Annotated in this window: 13 protein-coding genes; all 13 read left to right on the top strand. The window is 60.0% G+C overall.

Annotated elements, in window-relative coordinates:
• Positions 1-22 precede the first annotated feature (22 nt).
• A complete protein-coding gene (rseP, locus tag QRN33_RS20150) occupies positions 23-1,375 on the top strand; it encodes a sigma E protease regulator RseP (protein ID WP_042606981.1) in 1,353 nt (450 codons plus the stop codon).
• A 74-nt stretch (positions 1,376-1,449) separates the two neighbouring features.
• Entirely contained in the window at positions 1,450-3,825 is a 2,376-nt protein-coding gene (gene bamA / locus QRN33_RS20155) for an outer membrane protein assembly factor BamA (protein WP_123418102.1), read from the top strand.
• 45 nt (positions 3,826-3,870) lie between these two features.
• Positions 3,871-4,374: an OmpH/Skp family outer membrane protein gene (locus QRN33_RS20160; protein WP_003222140.1), complete on the top strand. Its 504-nt coding sequence runs from the start codon at positions 3,871-3,873 to the stop codon at positions 4,372-4,374.
• 3 nt (positions 4,375-4,377) lie between these two features.
• Complete coding sequence (gene lpxD, locus QRN33_RS20165; RefSeq protein WP_285409695.1) at positions 4,378-5,433, top strand: UDP-3-O-(3-hydroxymyristoyl)glucosamine N-acyltransferase; 1,056 nt, start codon at positions 4,378-4,380, stop codon at positions 5,431-5,433.
• A 106-nt stretch (positions 5,434-5,539) separates the two neighbouring features.
• The gene (gene fabZ / locus QRN33_RS20170) at positions 5,540-5,980 is read left to right on the top strand and encodes a 3-hydroxyacyl-ACP dehydratase FabZ (protein WP_016771469.1); all 441 of its coding nucleotides are present in this window, start codon (positions 5,540-5,542) and stop codon (positions 5,978-5,980) included.
• Positions 5,977-6,753, top strand: coding sequence for an acyl-ACP--UDP-N-acetylglucosamine O-acyltransferase (gene lpxA / locus QRN33_RS20175; RefSeq protein WP_285409698.1), 777 nt, complete (start codon positions 5,977-5,979; stop codon positions 6,751-6,753). Before fabZ ends, lpxA begins: the two co-directional genes overlap by 4 nt.
• A 2-nt stretch (positions 6,754-6,755) precedes the next feature.
• Positions 6,756-7,886 carry a lipid-A-disaccharide synthase gene (gene lpxB / locus QRN33_RS20180; RefSeq protein WP_064364254.1) on the top strand — a complete coding sequence of 377 codons (1,131 nt, stop codon included), beginning with the start codon at positions 6,756-6,758 and terminating at the stop codon, positions 7,884-7,886.
• Positions 7,887-7,897: 11 nt separating this feature from the next.
• Entirely contained in the window at positions 7,898-8,524 is a 627-nt protein-coding gene (gene rnhB / locus QRN33_RS20185; RefSeq protein WP_042606986.1) for a ribonuclease HII, read from the top strand.
• A gap of 76 nt (positions 8,525-8,600) precedes the next feature.
• Positions 8,601-12,122 (top strand): DNA polymerase III subunit alpha, encoded by a 3,522-nt coding sequence (gene dnaE / locus QRN33_RS20190; protein WP_042606987.1) that lies wholly within the window; start codon positions 8,601-8,603, stop codon positions 12,120-12,122.
• A 139-nt stretch (positions 12,123-12,261) separates the two neighbouring features.
• Complete coding sequence (locus QRN33_RS20195) at positions 12,262-13,209, top strand: acetyl-CoA carboxylase carboxyltransferase subunit alpha (protein ID WP_016771465.1); 948 nt, start codon at positions 12,262-12,264, stop codon at positions 13,207-13,209.
• Positions 13,210-13,339: 130 nt separating this feature from the next.
• Complete coding sequence (tilS, locus tag QRN33_RS20200; RefSeq protein ID WP_285409702.1) at positions 13,340-14,668, top strand: tRNA lysidine(34) synthetase TilS; 1,329 nt, start codon at positions 13,340-13,342, stop codon at positions 14,666-14,668.
• Positions 14,669-14,942: 274 nt separating this feature from the next.
• The gene (gene pyrG / locus QRN33_RS20205; protein ID WP_016771462.1) at positions 14,943-16,574 is read left to right on the top strand and encodes a CTP synthase; all 1,632 of its coding nucleotides are present in this window, start codon (positions 14,943-14,945) and stop codon (positions 16,572-16,574) included.
• Between the two features lie 4 nt (positions 16,575-16,578).
• Positions 16,579-17,424, top strand: a complete 846-nt coding sequence (kdsA, locus tag QRN33_RS20210) for a 3-deoxy-8-phosphooctulonate synthase (RefSeq protein ID WP_285409704.1) — start codon at positions 16,579-16,581, stop codon at positions 17,422-17,424.
• Positions 17,425-17,472: the final 48 nt, after the last annotated feature.

Consider the following 17,472-nt stretch of genomic DNA (forward strand, 5'->3'; position numbering starts at 1 on the left):
AACAGGATTGCGGAGAAAGTAGATGAGCGCGCTCTATATGATTGCCGGCACCCTGATCGCCCTGGGTGTGCTGGTCACCTTCCACGAATTCGGCCACTTCTGGGTCGCGCGTCGCTGTGGCGTCAAGGTTCTGCGTTTTTCCGTGGGCTTCGGCATGCCGCTGCTGCGCTGGCATGACAAGCAAGGCACCGAGTTCGTGGTTGCCGCGATTCCGCTGGGCGGCTACGTCAAGATGCTTGATGAGCGCGAAGGCGAAGTGCCGGTCGATCAGTTGGATCAGTCCTTCAACCGCAAGTCGGTGCGGCAGCGTATCGCGATTGTCGCCGCCGGACCGATTGCCAACTTTCTTTTGGCCCTGGTGTTCTTTTGGGTGCTGGCCATGCTCGGCAGCGAGCAGGTGCGCCCGGTCATCGGTGCGGTCGAGTCCGGCAGCATTGCCGCCAAGGCCGGTCTGAATGCCGGTCAGGAGATTGTTTCGATCGATGGTGAGCCCACGTCGGGCTGGGCTGCGGTCAATTTGCAGCTGGTTCGTCGTCTGGGTGAGAGCGGCGCCATTCAACTGCTGGTGCGCGAGCAGGGTTCGAGCGCTGAGTCGCCGCGCACGCTGGCACTGGATAACTGGCTCAAAGGGGCCGACGAGCCGGATCCGATCCGCTCGCTGGGCATTCGCCCGTGGCGTCCGGCGTTGCCGCCGGTGCTTGCCGAGCTTGACCCGAAGGGCCCGGCCCAGGCAGCCGGGCTGAAAACCGGTGATCGGCTGCTGGCGCTTGATGGCCAGCCGCTCGATGACTGGCAGCAAGTGGTCGATACCGTTCGTACGCGTCCTGATACCAAAATCATGCTGCGCGTCGAGCGCGACAATGCTCAAATCGACGTCCCGGTGACGCTGGCGGCGCGCGGTGAAAGCAAAGCGCCGAGCGGTTATCTGGGTGCTGGCGTCAAAGCCATCGACTGGCCGCCGGAAATGATCCGCGAGGTCAGCTACGGCCCGCTGGCCGCGATCGGCGAGGGTGCCCGTCGCACTTGGACCATGAGCATTCTGACGCTGGATTCACTGAAGAAAATGCTGTTCGGCGAGCTCTCGGTAAAAAACTTGAGTGGACCGATAACCATTGCTAAAGTGGCGGGCGCTTCTGCCCAGTCGGGCGTCGCTGATTTCCTGAATTTCCTTGCTTATCTGAGTATTAGCCTGGGCGTTCTGAATTTGCTGCCCATTCCTGTACTGGATGGGGGGCATTTGTTGTTTTATCTGATCGAGTGGGTGCGTGGTCGCCCCTTGTCGGATCGGGTGCAAGGTTGGGGGATACAGATCGGTATCAGTTTGGTGGTCGGGGTGATGTTGCTTGCTCTGGTCAACGATCTGGGTCGACTGTAACGCTTCGCTGAATTGCGAATCTGCCGCATTTTGCGGCAGTTTGTTTATTGCCAGTTGGAATAAGAAAGGACTTCATGAAACGTCTGCTGCTAACTGCGGTTCTCACCGTATTGATGATCGCCGAAGTTCACGCCGAGTCCTTCACTATCTCTGATATTCGCGTCAATGGCCTCCAGCGGGTCTCCGCGGGTAGCGTCTTTGGTGCCTTGCCGTTGAACGTCGGCGAGCAGGCGGATGATCGTCGCCTGGTGGAATCCACTCGTGCGTTGTTCAAAACCGGTTTCTTTCAAGATATCCAGCTGGGCCGCGAAGGCAACGTTCTGGTCATCACCGTGGTCGAGCGTCCATCGGTCGCCAGTATTGAAATCGAGGGCAACAAAGCGATTTCCACTGAAGACCTGATGAAAGGCCTCAAGCAATCCGGTCTGGCCGAAGGCGAAATCTTCCAGCGCGCCACCCTCGAGGGTGTCCGTAACGAACTGCAACGTCAGTACGTCGCCCAGGGTCGCTACTCGGCCACCGTCGATACCGAAGTGGTCTCGCAGCCGCGTAACCGCGTGGGTCTGAAAGTGAAGATCAACGAAGGTACGGTTGCCGCCATCCAGCACATCAACGTGGTAGGCAATACGGTGTTCCCTGAGGAAGACCTGACCGACCTGTTCGAACTGAAAACCACCAACTGGCTGTCGTTCTTCAAGAACGATGACAAATATGCCCGTGAAAAACTCTCCGGTGACCTGGAGCGTCTGCGTTCCTACTACCTGGACCGCGGCTACATCAACATGGACATCGCTTCGACCCAGGTGTCGATTACCCCGGACAAGAAGCACGTCTACATTACCGTCAACGTGACCGAGGGTGAGAAGTACACCGTTCGTGACGTCAAGCTCAGCGGCGACCTGAAAGTTCCTGAAGACCAGGTCAAGTCGCTGTTGCTGGTGCAGAAAGGCCAGGTGTTCTCGCGCAAGCTGATGACCACCACTTCCGAGCTGATCACCCGTCGTCTGGGTAACGAGGGTTACACCTTCGCCAACGTCAACGGCGTGCCTCAGCCGCACGATGACGACCACACTGTGGACATCCTCTTCGCTGTCGACCCGGGCAAGCGCGCCTACGTCAACCGCATCAACTTCCGTGGCAACACCAAGTCCGAGGACGAAGTACTGCGTCGTGAGATGCGCCAGATGGAAGGCGGCTGGGCTTCGACCTACCTGATCGACCAGTCCAAGACCCGTCTGGAACGTCTGGGCTTCTTCAAGGAAGTCAACGTTGAAACCCCGGCCGTGCCAGGTGTCGACGACCAGGTTGACGTGAACTACGCGGTTGAAGAACAGGCTTCCGGTTCGATCACTGCCAGCGTCGGTTTCGCCCAGAGTGCCGGTTTGATCCTCGGTGGCTCGATCACCCAGAACAACTTTCTCGGTACCGGTAACCGCGTCAGCATCGGCCTGACCCGCAGCGAATACCAGAGCCGCTACAACTTCGGCTACGTTGACCCCTACTGGACCGCCGATGGCGTGAGCCTGGGTTACAACGCGTTCTACCGCACCACCGACTACGATGAACTCGATGCCGATATTTCCAGCTATGCGGTAGACAGCCTCGGTGCCGGCGTCAACGTCGGTTACCCGATCAGCGAGACTTCGCGTCTGACGTTCGGTCTGTCTGCCCAGCAGGACAAGATCAACACCGGTCGCTATACCGTTGACGAGATTTTCGACTTCGTTAAAAAGGAAGGCGATCAGTACCTGAACTTCAAGGCGTCGGCTGGTTGGTCCGAGTCGACGTTGAACAAGGGTGTTCTGCCGACCCGTGGCCGTTCCCAGAGCCTGACTCTGGAAACCACCATCCCGGGCAGCGACCTGTCGTTCTTCAAACTTGACTACCGTGGTCAGCTGTTCCAGCCGATCACCGAAAACTACACCATGCGTCTGCACACCGAACTCGGTTATGGCGACGGCTACGGTTCGACCGACGGCCTGCCGTTCTATGAAAACTACTATGCCGGTGGCTTCAACTCGGTACGTGGCTTCAAGGACAGCACTCTGGGCCCACGCAGTACGCCGAGTCAGGGTAATAATCCGGGGACCTCTCGAGATCCCGACCAGGATCCGTTGCCATTCGGTGGTAACGTCCTGATCCAGGGTGGTGTCGAGGTGCTGTTCCCGCTGCCATTCGTCAAGGATCAACGTTCCCTGCGCACCTCGGTTTTCTGGGACGTCGGTAACGTGTTCGACTCGCAGTGCAAGGACACTACGAACGCGAACGGTACTTCGTCCAATACCAAATGCAACGACATCAGCCTGAGCAACATGGCCAGCTCCGTCGGTGTCGGCGTGACCTGGGTCACCGCACTGGGGCCTCTGAGCTTCGCCCTGGCGATGCCGATCAAGAAACCGGATGACGCTGAAACTCAAGTGTTCCAATTCTCCCTCGGCCAGACGTTCTAAGCGTCTGACCCAAGACAACGACAATGGATTTTGTAGGAGTGCATCGTGCGTAAGTTGACTCAATTGGTTCTCCTGGCCTCCGTACTGGTGGCAGGCCCGGCGTTCGCCGACATGAAAATTGCCGTGCTGAACTATCAGATGGCACTGCTGGAATCCGACGCGGCGAAGAAATACGCCGTGGATGCCGAGAAGAAGTTCGGTCCGCAACTGACCAAGCTGAAAACCCTGGAAAGCAGCGCCAAAGGCATTCAGGACCGTCTGATGGCCGGTGGCGACAAGATGCAGCAGGGCGAACGTGAGCGTCTGGAGCTGGAATTCAAGCAAAAGGCCCGTGACTTCCAGTTCCAGTCCAAGGAACTGAACGAAGCCAAGGCCGTGGCTGACCGCGAAATGCTCAAGCAGCTGAAGCCGAAACTGGACAGCGCTGTGGAAGAAGTCATCAAGAAAGGTGGTTTTGACCTGGTGTTCGAGCGTGGCGCAGTCATCGATGTCAAACCTCAGTACGACATCACGCGCCAGGTTATCGAGCGCATGAATCAGCTGAAGTAACCCATGACCGTAACTATCAGGCTCGGCCAGTTGGCCGAGCACCTCGGCGCCACCCTGCGTGGCGACCCCGAGATGCAAATTACTGGGCTAGCCACTTTGCAAGAGGCTGGCCCAGCTCAGTTGAGCTTTCTGGCAAATCCCCAATACCGTAAATACCTGGCCGGTTCACAGGCCGCTGCGTTGCTGCTCAAGCAGGCGGACGCTGAAGGTTTCGCCGGTAATGCCCTGGTGGTGCCGGATCCTTATCTGGCCTACGCGCGTATCTCGCATTTGTTCGATCCAAAGCCAAAAGCTGCTGCGGGTATTCACCCGACGGCGGTCATTGCGCCGGACGCGGTAGTTGATCCGAGTGCCAGCATTGGCCCGTTCGTGGTCATCGAAGCCGGTGCTCGCGTTGCGGCACAGGTGACGCTGGGCGCGCATTGCGTGGTCGGCGCTCGCAGCGAGATCGGTGAGGGCGGCTGGCTGGCTCCTCGCGTCACGCTGTATCACGACGTACGCATCGGCAAACGTGTGGTGATTCAGTCCGGCGCGGTGATCGGTGGCGAGGGCTTCGGCTTCGCCAACGAAAAAGGCGTCTGGCAGAAAATCGCCCAGATCGGTGGCGTGACCATCGGCGACGATGTCGAGATTGGCGTGAACACCGCCATCGACCGCGGCGCCCTGGCCGATACCGTGATCGGCAACGGCGTCAAGCTCGACAACCAGATCCAGATTGCGCACAACGTCCAGGTCGGTGATCACACCGCCATGGCCGCCTGTGTCGGCATCTCCGGCAGCACCAAAATCGGCAAGCACTGCATGCTCGCCGGTGGTGTCGGTCTGGTCGGCCACATTGATATCTGCGACAACGTTTTCCTGACCGGGATGACCATGGTGACCCACTCGATTACCGAGCCGGGCGCCTATTCTTCCGGCACAGCCATGCAACCGGCGGCCGAATGGCGCAAAAGCGCGGCCCGCATCCGTCAGCTCGATGACATCGCGCGACGGTTGAAACAGCTGGAAAAGCGCGTAGGGGAAGTGACCCCTGACGGCAATGCTTCATCTGATGGCTGATACCATTTCCATATCAAGTGTGCACAGCCTCTAGACTGCCTCCTTGATTTGCTAGAGGAGTGCGCGTCAGTCGCGCTCCCAATCTTTACATAGGCTTTCCCCTGAAATGATGGACATCAACGAGATTCGCGAATACCTGCCTCACCGTTACCCGTTCCTGCTGGTGGACCGGGTGGTGGAACTGGACACTGAAGGCAAGCGAATTCGCGCCTACAAGAATGTCAGCATCAATGAACCGTTCTTCAATGGTCACTTCCCTGCGCATCCGATCATGCCGGGCGTGCTGATCATCGAAGCGATGGCTCAGGCTGCCGGGATCCTCGGTTTCAAGATGCTCGACGTCAAACCGGCCGACGGCACCCTGTATTACTTCGTCGGTTCCGACAAGCTGCGCTTCCGTCAGCCAGTCAAGCCGGGCGACCAGTTGATTCTTGAGGCGACCTTCATCAGCTGCAAGCGCAAGATCTGGAAATTCGAGTGCCAGGCTTCGGTCGATGGCAAGCCGGTCTGCTCGGCGGAAATCATCTGCGCGGAACAAAAAGTATGAGTTTGATTGACCCTCGCGCAATCATCGATCCGTCCGCCGTTCTGGCTGACGGCGTCGAGGTCGGCCCGTGGTCGATCATCGGCGCAGGTGTGGAAATCGGCGAGGGTACCGTGATCGGGCCGCATGCGATCCTCAAGGGGCCGACCCGCATTGGTAAGCACAATCGCATCTACCAGTTTTCTTCGGTAGGCGAAGACACCCCGGATCTGAAATACAAAGGCGAGGAAACCCGCCTGGTGATCGGTGACCACAACGTCATCCGCGAAGGCGTGACCATTCACCGTGGCACCGTTCAGGATCGTTCGGAAACCACCCTGGGTGATCACAACCTGATCATGGCCTATGCCCACATCGGTCACGACAGTGTCATCGGCAATCACTGCATTCTGGTCAACAACACTGCGCTTGCCGGCCATGTGCACGTTGACGACTGGGCGATCCTCTCCGGTTTCACGCTGGTGCATCAGTACTGCCACATCGGCGCGCACAGCTTTTCCGGCATGGGCACGGCGATCGGCAAGGACGTTCCGGCGTTCGTCACCGTGTTCGGCAACCCGGCCGAGGCGCGCAGCATGAACTTCGAAGGCATGCGCCGTCGCGGTTTCAGCGAAGATGCGATCCACGCCTTGCGCCGTGCCTACAAGACCGTCTACCGCCAGGGCCTGACGGTCGAGCAGGCGCTGGCCGAGCTGGTCGAGCCGTCTGCGCAGTTCCCTGAAGTCGCCGTGTTCCGCGATTCGATCCAGGCATCGACCCGCGGCATCACCCGCTGATCATGGCCAGTCTGCGTATTGCGCTGGTGGCGGGTGAGGCTTCCGGTGACATTCTCGGCGCCGGCCTCATGCGCGCGCTCAAGGCACAACATCCGGCGATCGAGTTCATCGGTGTCGGCGGGCCGCTGATGCAGGCCGAAGGCCTGACCTCGTACTTCCCCATGGAGCGCCTGTCGGTCATGGGCCTGGTGGAAGTGCTCGGTCGGCTGCGTGAATTGCTCAAGCGCCGCAAGGACTTGATTGCCACGCTGATCGGCGCCAGGCCGGACGTGTTCATCGGCATCGACGCGCCGGATTTCAACCTCAATATCGAACTCAAGCTGCGTCAGGCCGGGATCAAGACCGTGCATTACGTCAGCCCGTCGGTGTGGGCGTGGCGGCAGAAGCGGGTGCTGAAGATCCGCGAAGGTTGCGATCTGATGCTCACCCTGTTGCCGTTCGAAGCGAAATTCTACGAAGAGAAGGGCGTGCCGGTACGTTTCGTCGGTCACACCTTGGCCGATACGATTCCGCTCGAGGCTGACCGCGCCGCTGCACGTGCCGAGTTGGGTTTGCCCGACGGCCCGCTGGTGGCACTGATGCCGGGCAGCCGTGGCGGTGAAGTCAGTCGCCTCGGCGCACTGTTTCTGGATACTGCCGAGCGCCTGCGAGGCATGCGTCCGGGCGTACGCTTTGTCATTCCCTGTGCCAATCCGGAACGCCGCGTGCAATTGGAAGCGCTGCTGGTCGGCCGCGATTTGCCGGTGACATTGCTCGATGGTAAGTCGCATCTGGCCCTCGCCGCGTGCAACGCCGTGTTGATCGCATCGGGCACTGCTACCCTTGAAGCGCTGCTGTACAAGCGGCCGATGGTAGTGGCGTATCGATTGGCGCCGCTGACATTCTGGATTCTCAAACGCATGGTCAAGAGCCCCTACGTGTCGCTGCCCAACTTACTCGCCCAGCGCTTGCTGGTGCCGGAGTTGTTGCAGGATGATGCGACTGTCGAGGCGTTGGCGCAGACGCTGTCGCCATTGATCGAAGGCGGAGAGGAACAGACCCGCGGTTTCGACGAGATCCACCGCACGCTGCGGCGCGATGCTTCCAATCAGGCGGCGGACGCCGTCCTTAACCTGATCGGCAAACCACAATGAGCAAGACAAGCATGCAGATGGGCCTCGATTTCACCCTGGTCGCCGAAGTCGAAGAACTGGTCGCCGGTGTCGATGAAGTGGGTCGTGGCCCCTTGTGTGGCGCGGTGGTGACGGCGGCGGTGATCCTCGATCCGAACCGGCCAATCCTCGGCCTCGACGATTCGAAGAAACTCACCGAAGCCAAGCGCGAAAAGCTCTACGACGAGATCTGCGAAAAGGCCCTGAGCTGGTGCATCGCTCGCGCCGAGGTCGAAGAAATCGATGATCTGAACATTCTCCACGCCACCATGTTGGCGATGCAGCGTGCGGTCGCTGGCCTGCACGTTCAGCCGAAACTGGCGATGATCGATGGCAACCGCTGCCCGCATCTGCCGATGCGCGCCGAAGCGGTGATTCAGGGTGATGGCAAGGTTCCGGCCATCGCAGCGGCGTCGATTCTGGCCAAGGTCAGTCGCGATCGCGAGATGGCGGCATTCGAATTGATCTACCCGGGCTACGGCATCGGCGGCCATAAAGGCTACCCGACGCCCGTTCATCTGGAAGCGCTGGCGCGGCTCGGCCCGACGCCGATTCACCGCCGCTCGTTCGCCCCGGTCCGCCTGGCTTATGAGGCGCGGGAAAGCCTCACGCAGGTTTAGGCACAAGGCTGATGTTTTATTCGAGGCCCGGTACAATCCGGGCCTCGTTGTCTCTATGTAACTGGACAGGATCACTATGCCGGCTTCATTCGTTCATCTACGCCTGCACACTGAGTACTCCCTGGTCGACGGGCTGGTGCGGATCAAGCCCTTGGTCAAGGCGCTGACCGCCATGAACATGCCGGCGGTCGCGGTCACCGATCAGAACAACATGTGTTCTCTGGTCAAGTTCTATAAAAACGCCATGGGCGCCGGCATCAAGCCGATCTGCGGTGCCGACCTGTGGCTGGCGAACAAGGACCCGGATGCGCCGCTGAGCCGCATCAGCCTGCTGGTGATGAACGCTCAGGGTTATCGCAATCTCACCGAATTGATCTCCCGCGGCTTCATCGAAGGCCAGCGCAACGGCATGGTCATCGTCGAGCGCGAGTGGGTGGCCGAGGCCAACGAAGGCCTGATCATGCTGTCCGCCGCCAAAGAAGGCGAGATCGGCATGGCGATGATCGGCGGCAATCCGGCGGAAGCCGAAGCGCTGACCCGCGAGTGGATGGCGGTGTTCCCGGATCGCTTCTATCTGGAAATCCAGCGCACCAACCGTCCCAACGATGAAGAGCAACTGCACGGCGCCGTGGCACTGGCCGACAAACTGGGCGCGCCGCTGGTGGCGACCAACGATGTGCGCTTCATCAAGCAGGAAGACTTCGCCGCCCACGAAACCCGCGTGTGCATCGGTGAAGGCCGCGCACTCGACGATCCGCGCCGCTCAAAGAATTACAGCGATCAGCAATACCTGAAAAGCGCCGAGGAAATGCTCGAGCTGTTCAGCGATATTCCCGACGCCATCGAAAACACCGTCGAGATTGCCAAGCGCTGCAACATCGACGTGAAGCTGGGCACGCACTTCCTGCCCAACTTCCCGATCCCCGATGGCATGACCATCGACGAATATTTCCGCAAGGTTTCCTTCGAAGGTCTCGAAGAACGCTTGGCGGTGCTGCTGCCCAAGGACACCACCGAAGACTACGAAGCCAAGCGTCAGGTGTACGTCGATCGCTTGAATTTCGAGCTGGATATCATCATCCAGATGGGCTTTCCCGGTTACTTCCTGATCGTGATGGACTTTATCCAGTGGGCCAAGAACAACGGCGTACCGGTAGGTCCGGGCCGTGGGTCGGGTGCCGGTTCGCTGGTGGCTTACGTACAGAAGATCACCGACCTCGACCCGCTGGAATATGACCTGCTGTTCGAACGTTTCCTCAACCCGGAACGGGTCTCGATGCCCGACTTCGACGTCGACTTCTGCATGGACGGTCGCGACCGCGTGATCGATTACGTGGCCGAGAAATACGGTCGCAACGCGGTGAGCCAGATCATCACCTTCGGTTCCATGGCCGCCAAGGCTGTGGTGCGTGACGTGGCGCGGGTGCAGGGCAAGTCCTACGGCCTGGCGGATCGTCTGTCGAAGATGATTCCGTTCGAAGTCGGCATGACCCTGGAAAAAGCCTACGAGCAGGAAGAGATCCTGCGTGACTTCATCAAGGTCGATGAAGAAGCGGCGGAAATCTGGGAGATGGCGCGCAAGCTCGAGGGCGTGGTGCGTAACGTCGGCAAACACGCCGGTGGTGTGGTGATCGCACCGACCAAGCTGACCGACTTCTCGCCAATCTATTGCGACGAGGCCGGCGACGGTCTGGTGACCCAGTTCGACAAGGACGACGTTGAGGCAGCCGGTCTGGTGAAGTTCGACTTCCTCGGCCTGCGTACGCTGACGATCATCGACTGGGCGCTGAAAACCATCAACCGCGACCGCGCCAAGGTCAACGAGCCGCCGCTGGATATCGCTTTTATCCCGCTGGACGACAAGCCGACCTACCAGTTGCTGCAAAAAGCCGAAACCACCGCGGTGTTCCAGCTTGAATCCCGCGGCATGAAGGAGCTGATCAAAAAGCTCAAGCCCGACTGCCTGGAAGACTTGATCGCACTGGTGGCACTGTTCCGTCCGGGTCCGCTGCAATCGGGCATGGTGGACGACTTCATCAACCGTAAGCACGGGCGCGCCGAACTGGCCTATCCGCACTCGGATTACCAGTACGACGGCCTCAAGCCAGTATTGGCGCCAACTTACGGCATCATCCTGTATCAGGAACAGGTGATGCAGATTGCCCAGGTCATGGCCGGTTACACCCTCGGTGGTGCGGACATGCTGCGTCGAGCGATGGGTAAGAAAAAGCCCGAGGAAATGGCCAAGCAGCGCGGCGGTTTCATTGAAGGTTGCGCGACCAACGGCATCGACGCCGACCTTGCCGGTAACATTTTCGACCTGGTGGAAAAATTCGCCGGTTACGGCTTCAACAAGTCCCACTCCGCCGCCTACGGTCTGGTGTCGTACCAGACCGCCTGGCTGAAAGCTCACTACCCGGCGCCGTTCATGGCCGCGGTACTCTCGGCGGACATGCACAACACCGACAAGGTCGTGACCTTGATCGAGGAAGTGCGCACGATGAAGCTGCGTCTCGACGCGCCAGACGTGAACACTTCGGAGTTCAAGTTCACGGTGAACGACGACGGCCGTATCGTTTATGGCCTCGGCGCGATCAAAGGCGTCGGTGAAGGCCCGGTGGAAGCGATCACCGAAGCGCGTCAGGCCGGTCCGTTCAAGGATCTGTTCGACTTCTGCGCGCGGGTCGACCTCAAGCGCATCAACAAACGCACCCTCGATGGCCTGATTCGCAGCGGTGCACTGGATCGCCTCGGCCCGTATTTCCATGACGAGCAGAAAGCCTATCAAGCCAACATCGACCGCAACCGCGCGGTGCTGCTGGCGGCGATGGAAGAAGCGATCAAGGCGGCCGAGCAGACTGCGCGTACTCACGACAGTGGTCACGCCGATCTGTTTGGCGGTTTGTTCGTCGAAGAAGATGCCGACGTTTATGCATCCCATCGCAAGGCCAAGGAGCTGACCCTCAAGGAACGTCTCAAGGGTGAAAAAGACACCTTGGGCCTGTACCTGACCGGTCACCCGATCGACGAGTACGAAGGCGAGATTCGCCGCTTCGCCCGTCAGCGCATCATCGACCTGAAACCGGCGCGCGATACGCAGACTGTGGCGGGGATGATCATTGCCCTGCGGGTGATGAAGAACAAGAAGGGCGACAAGATGGGCTTCATCACCCTCGACGACCGTTCCGGGCGGATCGAGGCGTCGCTGTTTGCCGATGCGTTCCATTCCGCGCAGTCACTGCTGCAGACTGACGCGATGGTGGTGGTCGAGGGCGAAGTCAGCAACGACGACTTCTCCGGCGGCCTGCGCCTGCGGGTCAAGCGCGTGATGAGCATGGAGGATGCGCGGACCAATCTGGCCGAAAGCCTGCGCCTGAAGCTGCACACCCAGGATCTCAAAGGCGATCAGCTACGCTGGTTGGGCGAACTGCTCAAGCGTCATCGCGGCGCGTGCCCGGTCACCATGGAGTACACCAGCCCGGATGCGAAGACCTTGCTGCAGTTCGGCGAGACCTGGCGGATCGACCCGGCGGATGCCTTGATTCAAGCCCTGCGTGACCAGTTCGGGCGAGACAACGTCTTCCTCCAATACCGTTGACCGGCAAGTGCCATCATTGCGCTTGCCCGCAACCTGAATTTTTAATCTCGACCTCAGCGCGCCTCTCCCTTAAGGTAGGGCGCGAATAGACAACCGGCCGGCCCAAGCTCACTTGGGACACGACCCAAGACGGACGCCTATGAACCCGAATTTTCTAGATTTCGAACAGCCGATCGCCGACCTGCAAGCCAAGATCGAAGAGTTGCGCTTGGTCGGTAATGACAATTCGCTGAATATCGGCGATGAGATCTCCCGCCTGCAGGACAAGAGCAAGACGCTGACCGAAGACATTTTCGGCAAGCTGACCAGCTGGCAGATCGCACGCCTGGCGCGTCACCCGAAACGCCCTTACACCCTCGACTACATCGAGCACATCTTCACCGAGTTCGACGAGTTGCACGGCGACCGTCACTTCTCCGACGACGCTGCCATCGTTGGCGGTATCGCCCGTCTGGAAGACCAGCCGGTGATGATCATCGGCCACCAGAAGGGCCGTGAAGTACGCGAGAAAGTCCGCCGCAACTTCGGCATGCCGCGCCCGGAAGGCTACCGCAAGGCCTGCCGCCTGATGGAGATGGCCGAGCGCTTCAAGATGCCGATCCTGACCTTCATCGACACTCCGGGTGCCTACCCGGGCATTGACGCCGAAGAGCGCAACCAGAGCGAAGCGATCGCCTGGAACCTGCGCGTGATGGCGCGCCTGAAAACCCCGATCATCGCCACCGTGATCGGTGAAGGTGGTTCCGGCGGCGCACTGGCCATCGGCGTCTGCGATCAACTGAACATGCTGCAATATTCGACCTACGCGGTGATCTCGCCGGAAGGTTGCGCTTCGATCCTGTGGAAAACCGCCGAGAAAGCGCCGGATGCCGCTGAAGCAATGGGCATCACCGCCGAGCGTCTGAAAGGGCTCGGCATCGTCGACAAGGTGATCAGCGAGCCACTGGGCGGCGCCCACCGTGATCCGGCTGCGGCGGCTGCGTCGATCCGCGCCGAGCTGAGCTCGCAACTGGCGATGCTCAAGCAGTTCGATAACGAAGCGCTGCTCAAGCGCCGTTACGATCGCCTGATGAGCTACGGTCTCTAAGTCGAGCGCTACGCCCTGTAGGAGTGAGCCTGCTCGCGATAGCGATGTAACATTCAACCCATGTGTTGGCTGTCACACCGCTATCGCGAGCAGGCTCACTCCTACATTTGATTGGGGCAAAGAGAAAGTTATGGGTCAGTCCATGAGTGATTTGCCGTCGCAGCTTCTGCTGAACCTTGAGCCTTGGCGCAACGTCGCTCACTGGCGCGTCGCCTTCTCCGGCGGCCTCGATTCCACCGTCCTCCTGCATCTGCTCGCCACTCTGGCGAAAACCGAATCCCTCCCAGCGCTAAGCGCCATTCATATCCATCACGGCCTTCAGGCTGCGGCCGATGCGTGGCCGCAACATTGCCAGGCCGTTTGCGACGCCCTGAATGTTTCGTTGGAAGTGGAGCGGGTAACCGTGAAGGGCGGGGCGAGCCTGGAGCGGGCGGCGCGGGATGCGCGTTATGCCGCGTTCAATTCGCTGACGCAGACCAGTGAAGTGCTTCTGACTGGCCAACACCGCGACGACCAGGCGGAAACGCTGCTGTTTCGCCTGTTGCGCGGAGCCGGCGTACGCGGGCTTGGCGGGATGCCGCAGCAGCGCCCGGTGGGGAAGGGCATGCTGGTGCGACCGTTGCTCGATGTCAGCCGCGCTGAGCTGGAAAGTTATGCACAGACACATCAGTTGCGCTGGATCGAAGACCCGTCGAATCAGGATCGGCAGTTTTCGCGCAACTATCTGCGTCACCAGATCATGCCGGTGCTGACCGAGCGCTGGCCGCAGGCGCAGGCGAGCATGGCGCGCACGGCGGCGCATCTGCGTGAAGCGCAGGGCTTGCTTGATGAGCTGGCGCAGATCGATCTGGCGCAGGCAGAAACTTCACATGAGTTTGATTGGCTCGGCGTGCCATCCCTGGCGCTGGCGCCGTTGGCAGCGTTGTCTGACGCGCGCCAGCGAAATGCCCTCAGCCACTGGCTCGAACCGTTGACCCGGCTGCCAGACGCTGACCATTGGTCGGGCTGGATCGACCTGCGCGATGCCAGCGCCGACGCCGCTCCGATCTGGCGGCTGGCCGACGGCGAATTGCACCGCAGCGCCGGCCGCATCTGGTGGCTGAGTGGTCATTGGCTGCGCCTAGCAGTGATCGGCGCCGACTGGCAGACCCCGACGTCAGCGCTACGCTTGGCCGATAACGGGCGCGTCATGTTTCACGGGCAAGCTCCATTCGGGCCTTTGCGCATTGCCTATCGGCAGGGCGGTGAGGTCATGCAACTGGCCGAGCGCGGCAGTCGTGATCTCAAGCGTCTGCTCAATGAGCGCGCGGTGCCGGCATTCGTGCGTGGCAGATTGCCGCTGCTGTTTCGTGGCGAAGAATTGCTCGCGGTGGCGAACCTGTCGGGTCTCGACGGTCAGATGCACGAAGGCTGGGCATTGCAATGGCAGCCAACAGACGAAGATCAAGGTTTGAGCTGAAAGGAGCATTCCGGTAGACTACGCTCCCTTCTTGATACAACTTCTGTGGATTCGCCTGAATTGCAGGAGTTGCCGATTACCAAGCAGTCTTTGCTGGGCGATTCCAAAAAATGTGTAGCGAGCAACGTACCGGTGTTTCATCTGCCGGTCTGTCACAACGCGGCGGTTTTTTCGAAAGGTGCACTGTGATTAATGCAGGTGATCGGGGGCTTCGGCCTTCCTTCGCTTTCCCCGGCGGCTCGTTCCGCTTTAACGCAGACTTCTAGGGTTTTTCATGACGCGCTACATATTCGTCACGGGCGGTGTTGTTTCTTCATTGGGGAAAGGCATTGCCTCGGCTTCATTGGCGGCTATCCTGGAGGCGCGGGGGCTTAAGGTCACCATGCTGAAGCTGGATCCGTACATCAACGTCGATCCAGGCACCATGAGCCCGTTCCAGCACGGTGAAGTGTTCGTCACCCACGACGGCGCCGAGACCGACCTGGACCTGGGTCACTACGAGCGGTTCATCCGCACGACCATGACCCAGAACAACAACTTCACCACCGGCCGCGTCTACGAGCACGTGCTGCGCAAAGAGCGCCGTGGCGACTACCTGGGTGCAACCATCCAGGTGATCCCGCACATCACCGACGAAATCAAGCGCCGCATCATCAAGGGTGCCGGTGATGCAGACGTGGCAATGGTCGAAATCGGTGGCACCGTCGGTGACATCGAGTCGCAACCGTTCCTCGAAGCCATCCGCCAGCTGCGTTTCGAAGTCGGCGCCAAGCGCGCGATGCTGATGCACCTGACGCTGGTGCCGTACATCGCCACCGCAGGCGAAACCAAGACCAAACCGACCCAGCACTCCGTCAAGGAACTGCGTTCGATCGGCCTGCAGCCAGACGTGCTGGTGTGCCGTTCCGATCACCCGATCGACGTGTCCTCGCGTCGCAAGATCGCGCAGTTCACCAACGTTGAAGAGCGTGCGGTGATCGCGCTGGAAGACGCCGATACCATCTACAAGATCCCGGGCATCCTGCACTCGCAAGGTCTGGACGATTTCGTCGTCGAGCGTTTCGGTCTGCAATGCGGCAGCGCCGATCTGTCCGAGTGGGACGCAGTGGTCGATGCCAAGCTGAACCCGGAACATGAAGTGACCATCGCCATGGTCGGCAAGTACATGGAATTGCTCGACGCCTACAAGTCGCTGATCGAAGCGATGAGTCACGCCGGCATCAGCAACCGCACCAAGGTCAACTTGCGCTACATCGATTCCGAAGACATCGAAAACCAGGGCACTGCGCTGCTCGAAGGTGTCGACGCGATTCTGGTGCCGGGCGGCTTCGGTCTGCGCGGTGTGGAAGGCAAGATCACTGCCGTTCAGTACGCTCGCGAAAACAAGGTTCCGTACCTCGGCATCTGCCTCGGCATGCAAGTGGCGGTCATCGAATTCGCTCGTAACGTGCTGGGCTGGAAAGACGCCAACTCCACCGAGTTCGATCGTGCCAGCGGTCATCCGGTTGTCGGCCTGATCACCGAGTGGGAAGACGCCACCGGCGCTGTTGAAGTGCGTACCGAAGCGTCCGATCTGGGCGGCACCATGCGCCTCGGCGCGCAGGATTGCCTGCTCGAGCCGGGCTCCAAAGTGCACGATTGCTACGGCAAGGATGTGATCGTCGAGCGTCACCGTCACCGTTACGAAGTGAACAACAACCTGCTGCCGCAGATCATCGAAGCCGGCCTGAAAATCTCCGGTCGTTCCGCCGATGCTGCGCTGGTCGAAGTGGTTGAAGCGCCGGATCATCCATGGTTCGTCGCCTGCCAGTTCCACCCTGAGTTCACCTCGACCCCACGCGACGGCCACCCGCTGTTCAGCGGTTTCGTCAAAGCCGCGTTGGCTCAACACCAGAAGAAGGCGTAACCCGATGGCACAGAAGATTATCCGCGTCGGCGACATCGAGATTGCCAACGACAAGCCGATGGTCCTGTTCGGCGGCATGAACGTGCTGGAAAGCCGTGACATGGCCATGCAGGTTTGCGAAGAGTACGTAAAGGTCACCGAAAAACTGGGTATCCCGTACGTGTTCAAGGCCAGCTTCGACAAGGCCAACCGGTCTTCTGTGACCTCCTATCGCGGTCCTGGCCTGGAAGAGGGCATGCGCATCTTCCAGGACATCAAACAAGCCTTCGGCGTGCCGATCATCACCGACGTCCACGAGCCGGATCAGGCTGCGGTCGTCGCTGAAGTCTGCGACATCATTCAGCTGCCGGCCTTCCTGTCGCGCCAGACCGATCTGGTTGTCGCGATGGCCAGGACCAACGCCGTGATCAATATCAAGAAAGCCCAGTTTCTCGCGCCTCAGGAAATGAAACACATCCTGAACAAGTGCGTCGAAGCCGGTGACGATCAGTTGATCCTCTGCGAGCGCGGTTCGAGCTTCGGCTACAACAACCTCGTGGTCGACATGCTCGGCTTCGGCATCATGAAGCAATTCGAGTACCCGGTATTCTTCGACGTGACCCACGCGCTGCAAATGCCTGGTGGTCGTGCCGACTCCGCCGGTGGTCGTCGTGCCCAGGTTCTGGATCTGGCCAAGGCCGGCATGAGCCAGTCGCTGGCGGGTCTGTTCCTCGAAGCGCACCCGGATCCGGACAACGCCAAATGCGACGGCCCTTGCGCCTTGCGTCTGGACAAACTGGAGCCATTCCTGGCCCAGCTCAAAGCTCTGGACGAACTGGTGAAGAGTTTTCCGACGGTAGAAACCGCGTAACGCTCGATTCTCCGGTAAAGTACCGCACGATTTGTCGCTCAGGCCCTC

It is taken from the genome of Pseudomonas sp. FR229a (assembly GCF_030209115.1).
Lineage (GTDB): Bacteria > Pseudomonadota > Gammaproteobacteria > Pseudomonadales > Pseudomonadaceae > Aquipseudomonas > Aquipseudomonas moraviensis_A.

What these genes read in the sequence shown, in the direction of transcription:
- rseP (WP_042606981.1), top strand. Translation starts at nt 23, where the DNA reads ATGAGCGCGCTCTATATGATTGCCGGCACCCTGATCGCCCTGGGTGTG.
- bamA (WP_123418102.1), top strand. Translation starts at nt 1,450, where the DNA reads ATGAAACGTCTGCTGCTAACTGCGGTTCTCACCGTATTGATGATCGCC.
- lpxD (WP_285409695.1), top strand. Translation starts at nt 4,378, where the DNA reads ATGACCGTAACTATCAGGCTCGGCCAGTTGGCCGAGCACCTCGGCGCC.
- fabZ (WP_016771469.1), top strand. Translation starts at nt 5,540, where the DNA reads ATGATGGACATCAACGAGATTCGCGAATACCTGCCTCACCGTTACCCG.
- lpxA (WP_285409698.1), top strand. Translation starts at nt 5,977, where the DNA reads ATGAGTTTGATTGACCCTCGCGCAATCATCGATCCGTCCGCCGTTCTG.
- lpxB (WP_064364254.1), top strand. Translation starts at nt 6,756, where the DNA reads ATGGCCAGTCTGCGTATTGCGCTGGTGGCGGGTGAGGCTTCCGGTGAC.
- rnhB (WP_042606986.1), top strand. Translation starts at nt 7,898, where the DNA reads ATGCAGATGGGCCTCGATTTCACCCTGGTCGCCGAAGTCGAAGAACTG.
- dnaE (WP_042606987.1), top strand. Translation starts at nt 8,601, where the DNA reads ATGCCGGCTTCATTCGTTCATCTACGCCTGCACACTGAGTACTCCCTG.
- QRN33_RS20195 (WP_016771465.1), top strand. Translation starts at nt 12,262, where the DNA reads ATGAACCCGAATTTTCTAGATTTCGAACAGCCGATCGCCGACCTGCAA.
- tilS (WP_285409702.1), top strand. Translation starts at nt 13,340, where the DNA reads ATGGGTCAGTCCATGAGTGATTTGCCGTCGCAGCTTCTGCTGAACCTT.
- pyrG (WP_016771462.1), top strand. Translation starts at nt 14,943, where the DNA reads ATGACGCGCTACATATTCGTCACGGGCGGTGTTGTTTCTTCATTGGGG.
- kdsA (WP_285409704.1), top strand. Translation starts at nt 16,579, where the DNA reads ATGGCACAGAAGATTATCCGCGTCGGCGACATCGAGATTGCCAACGAC.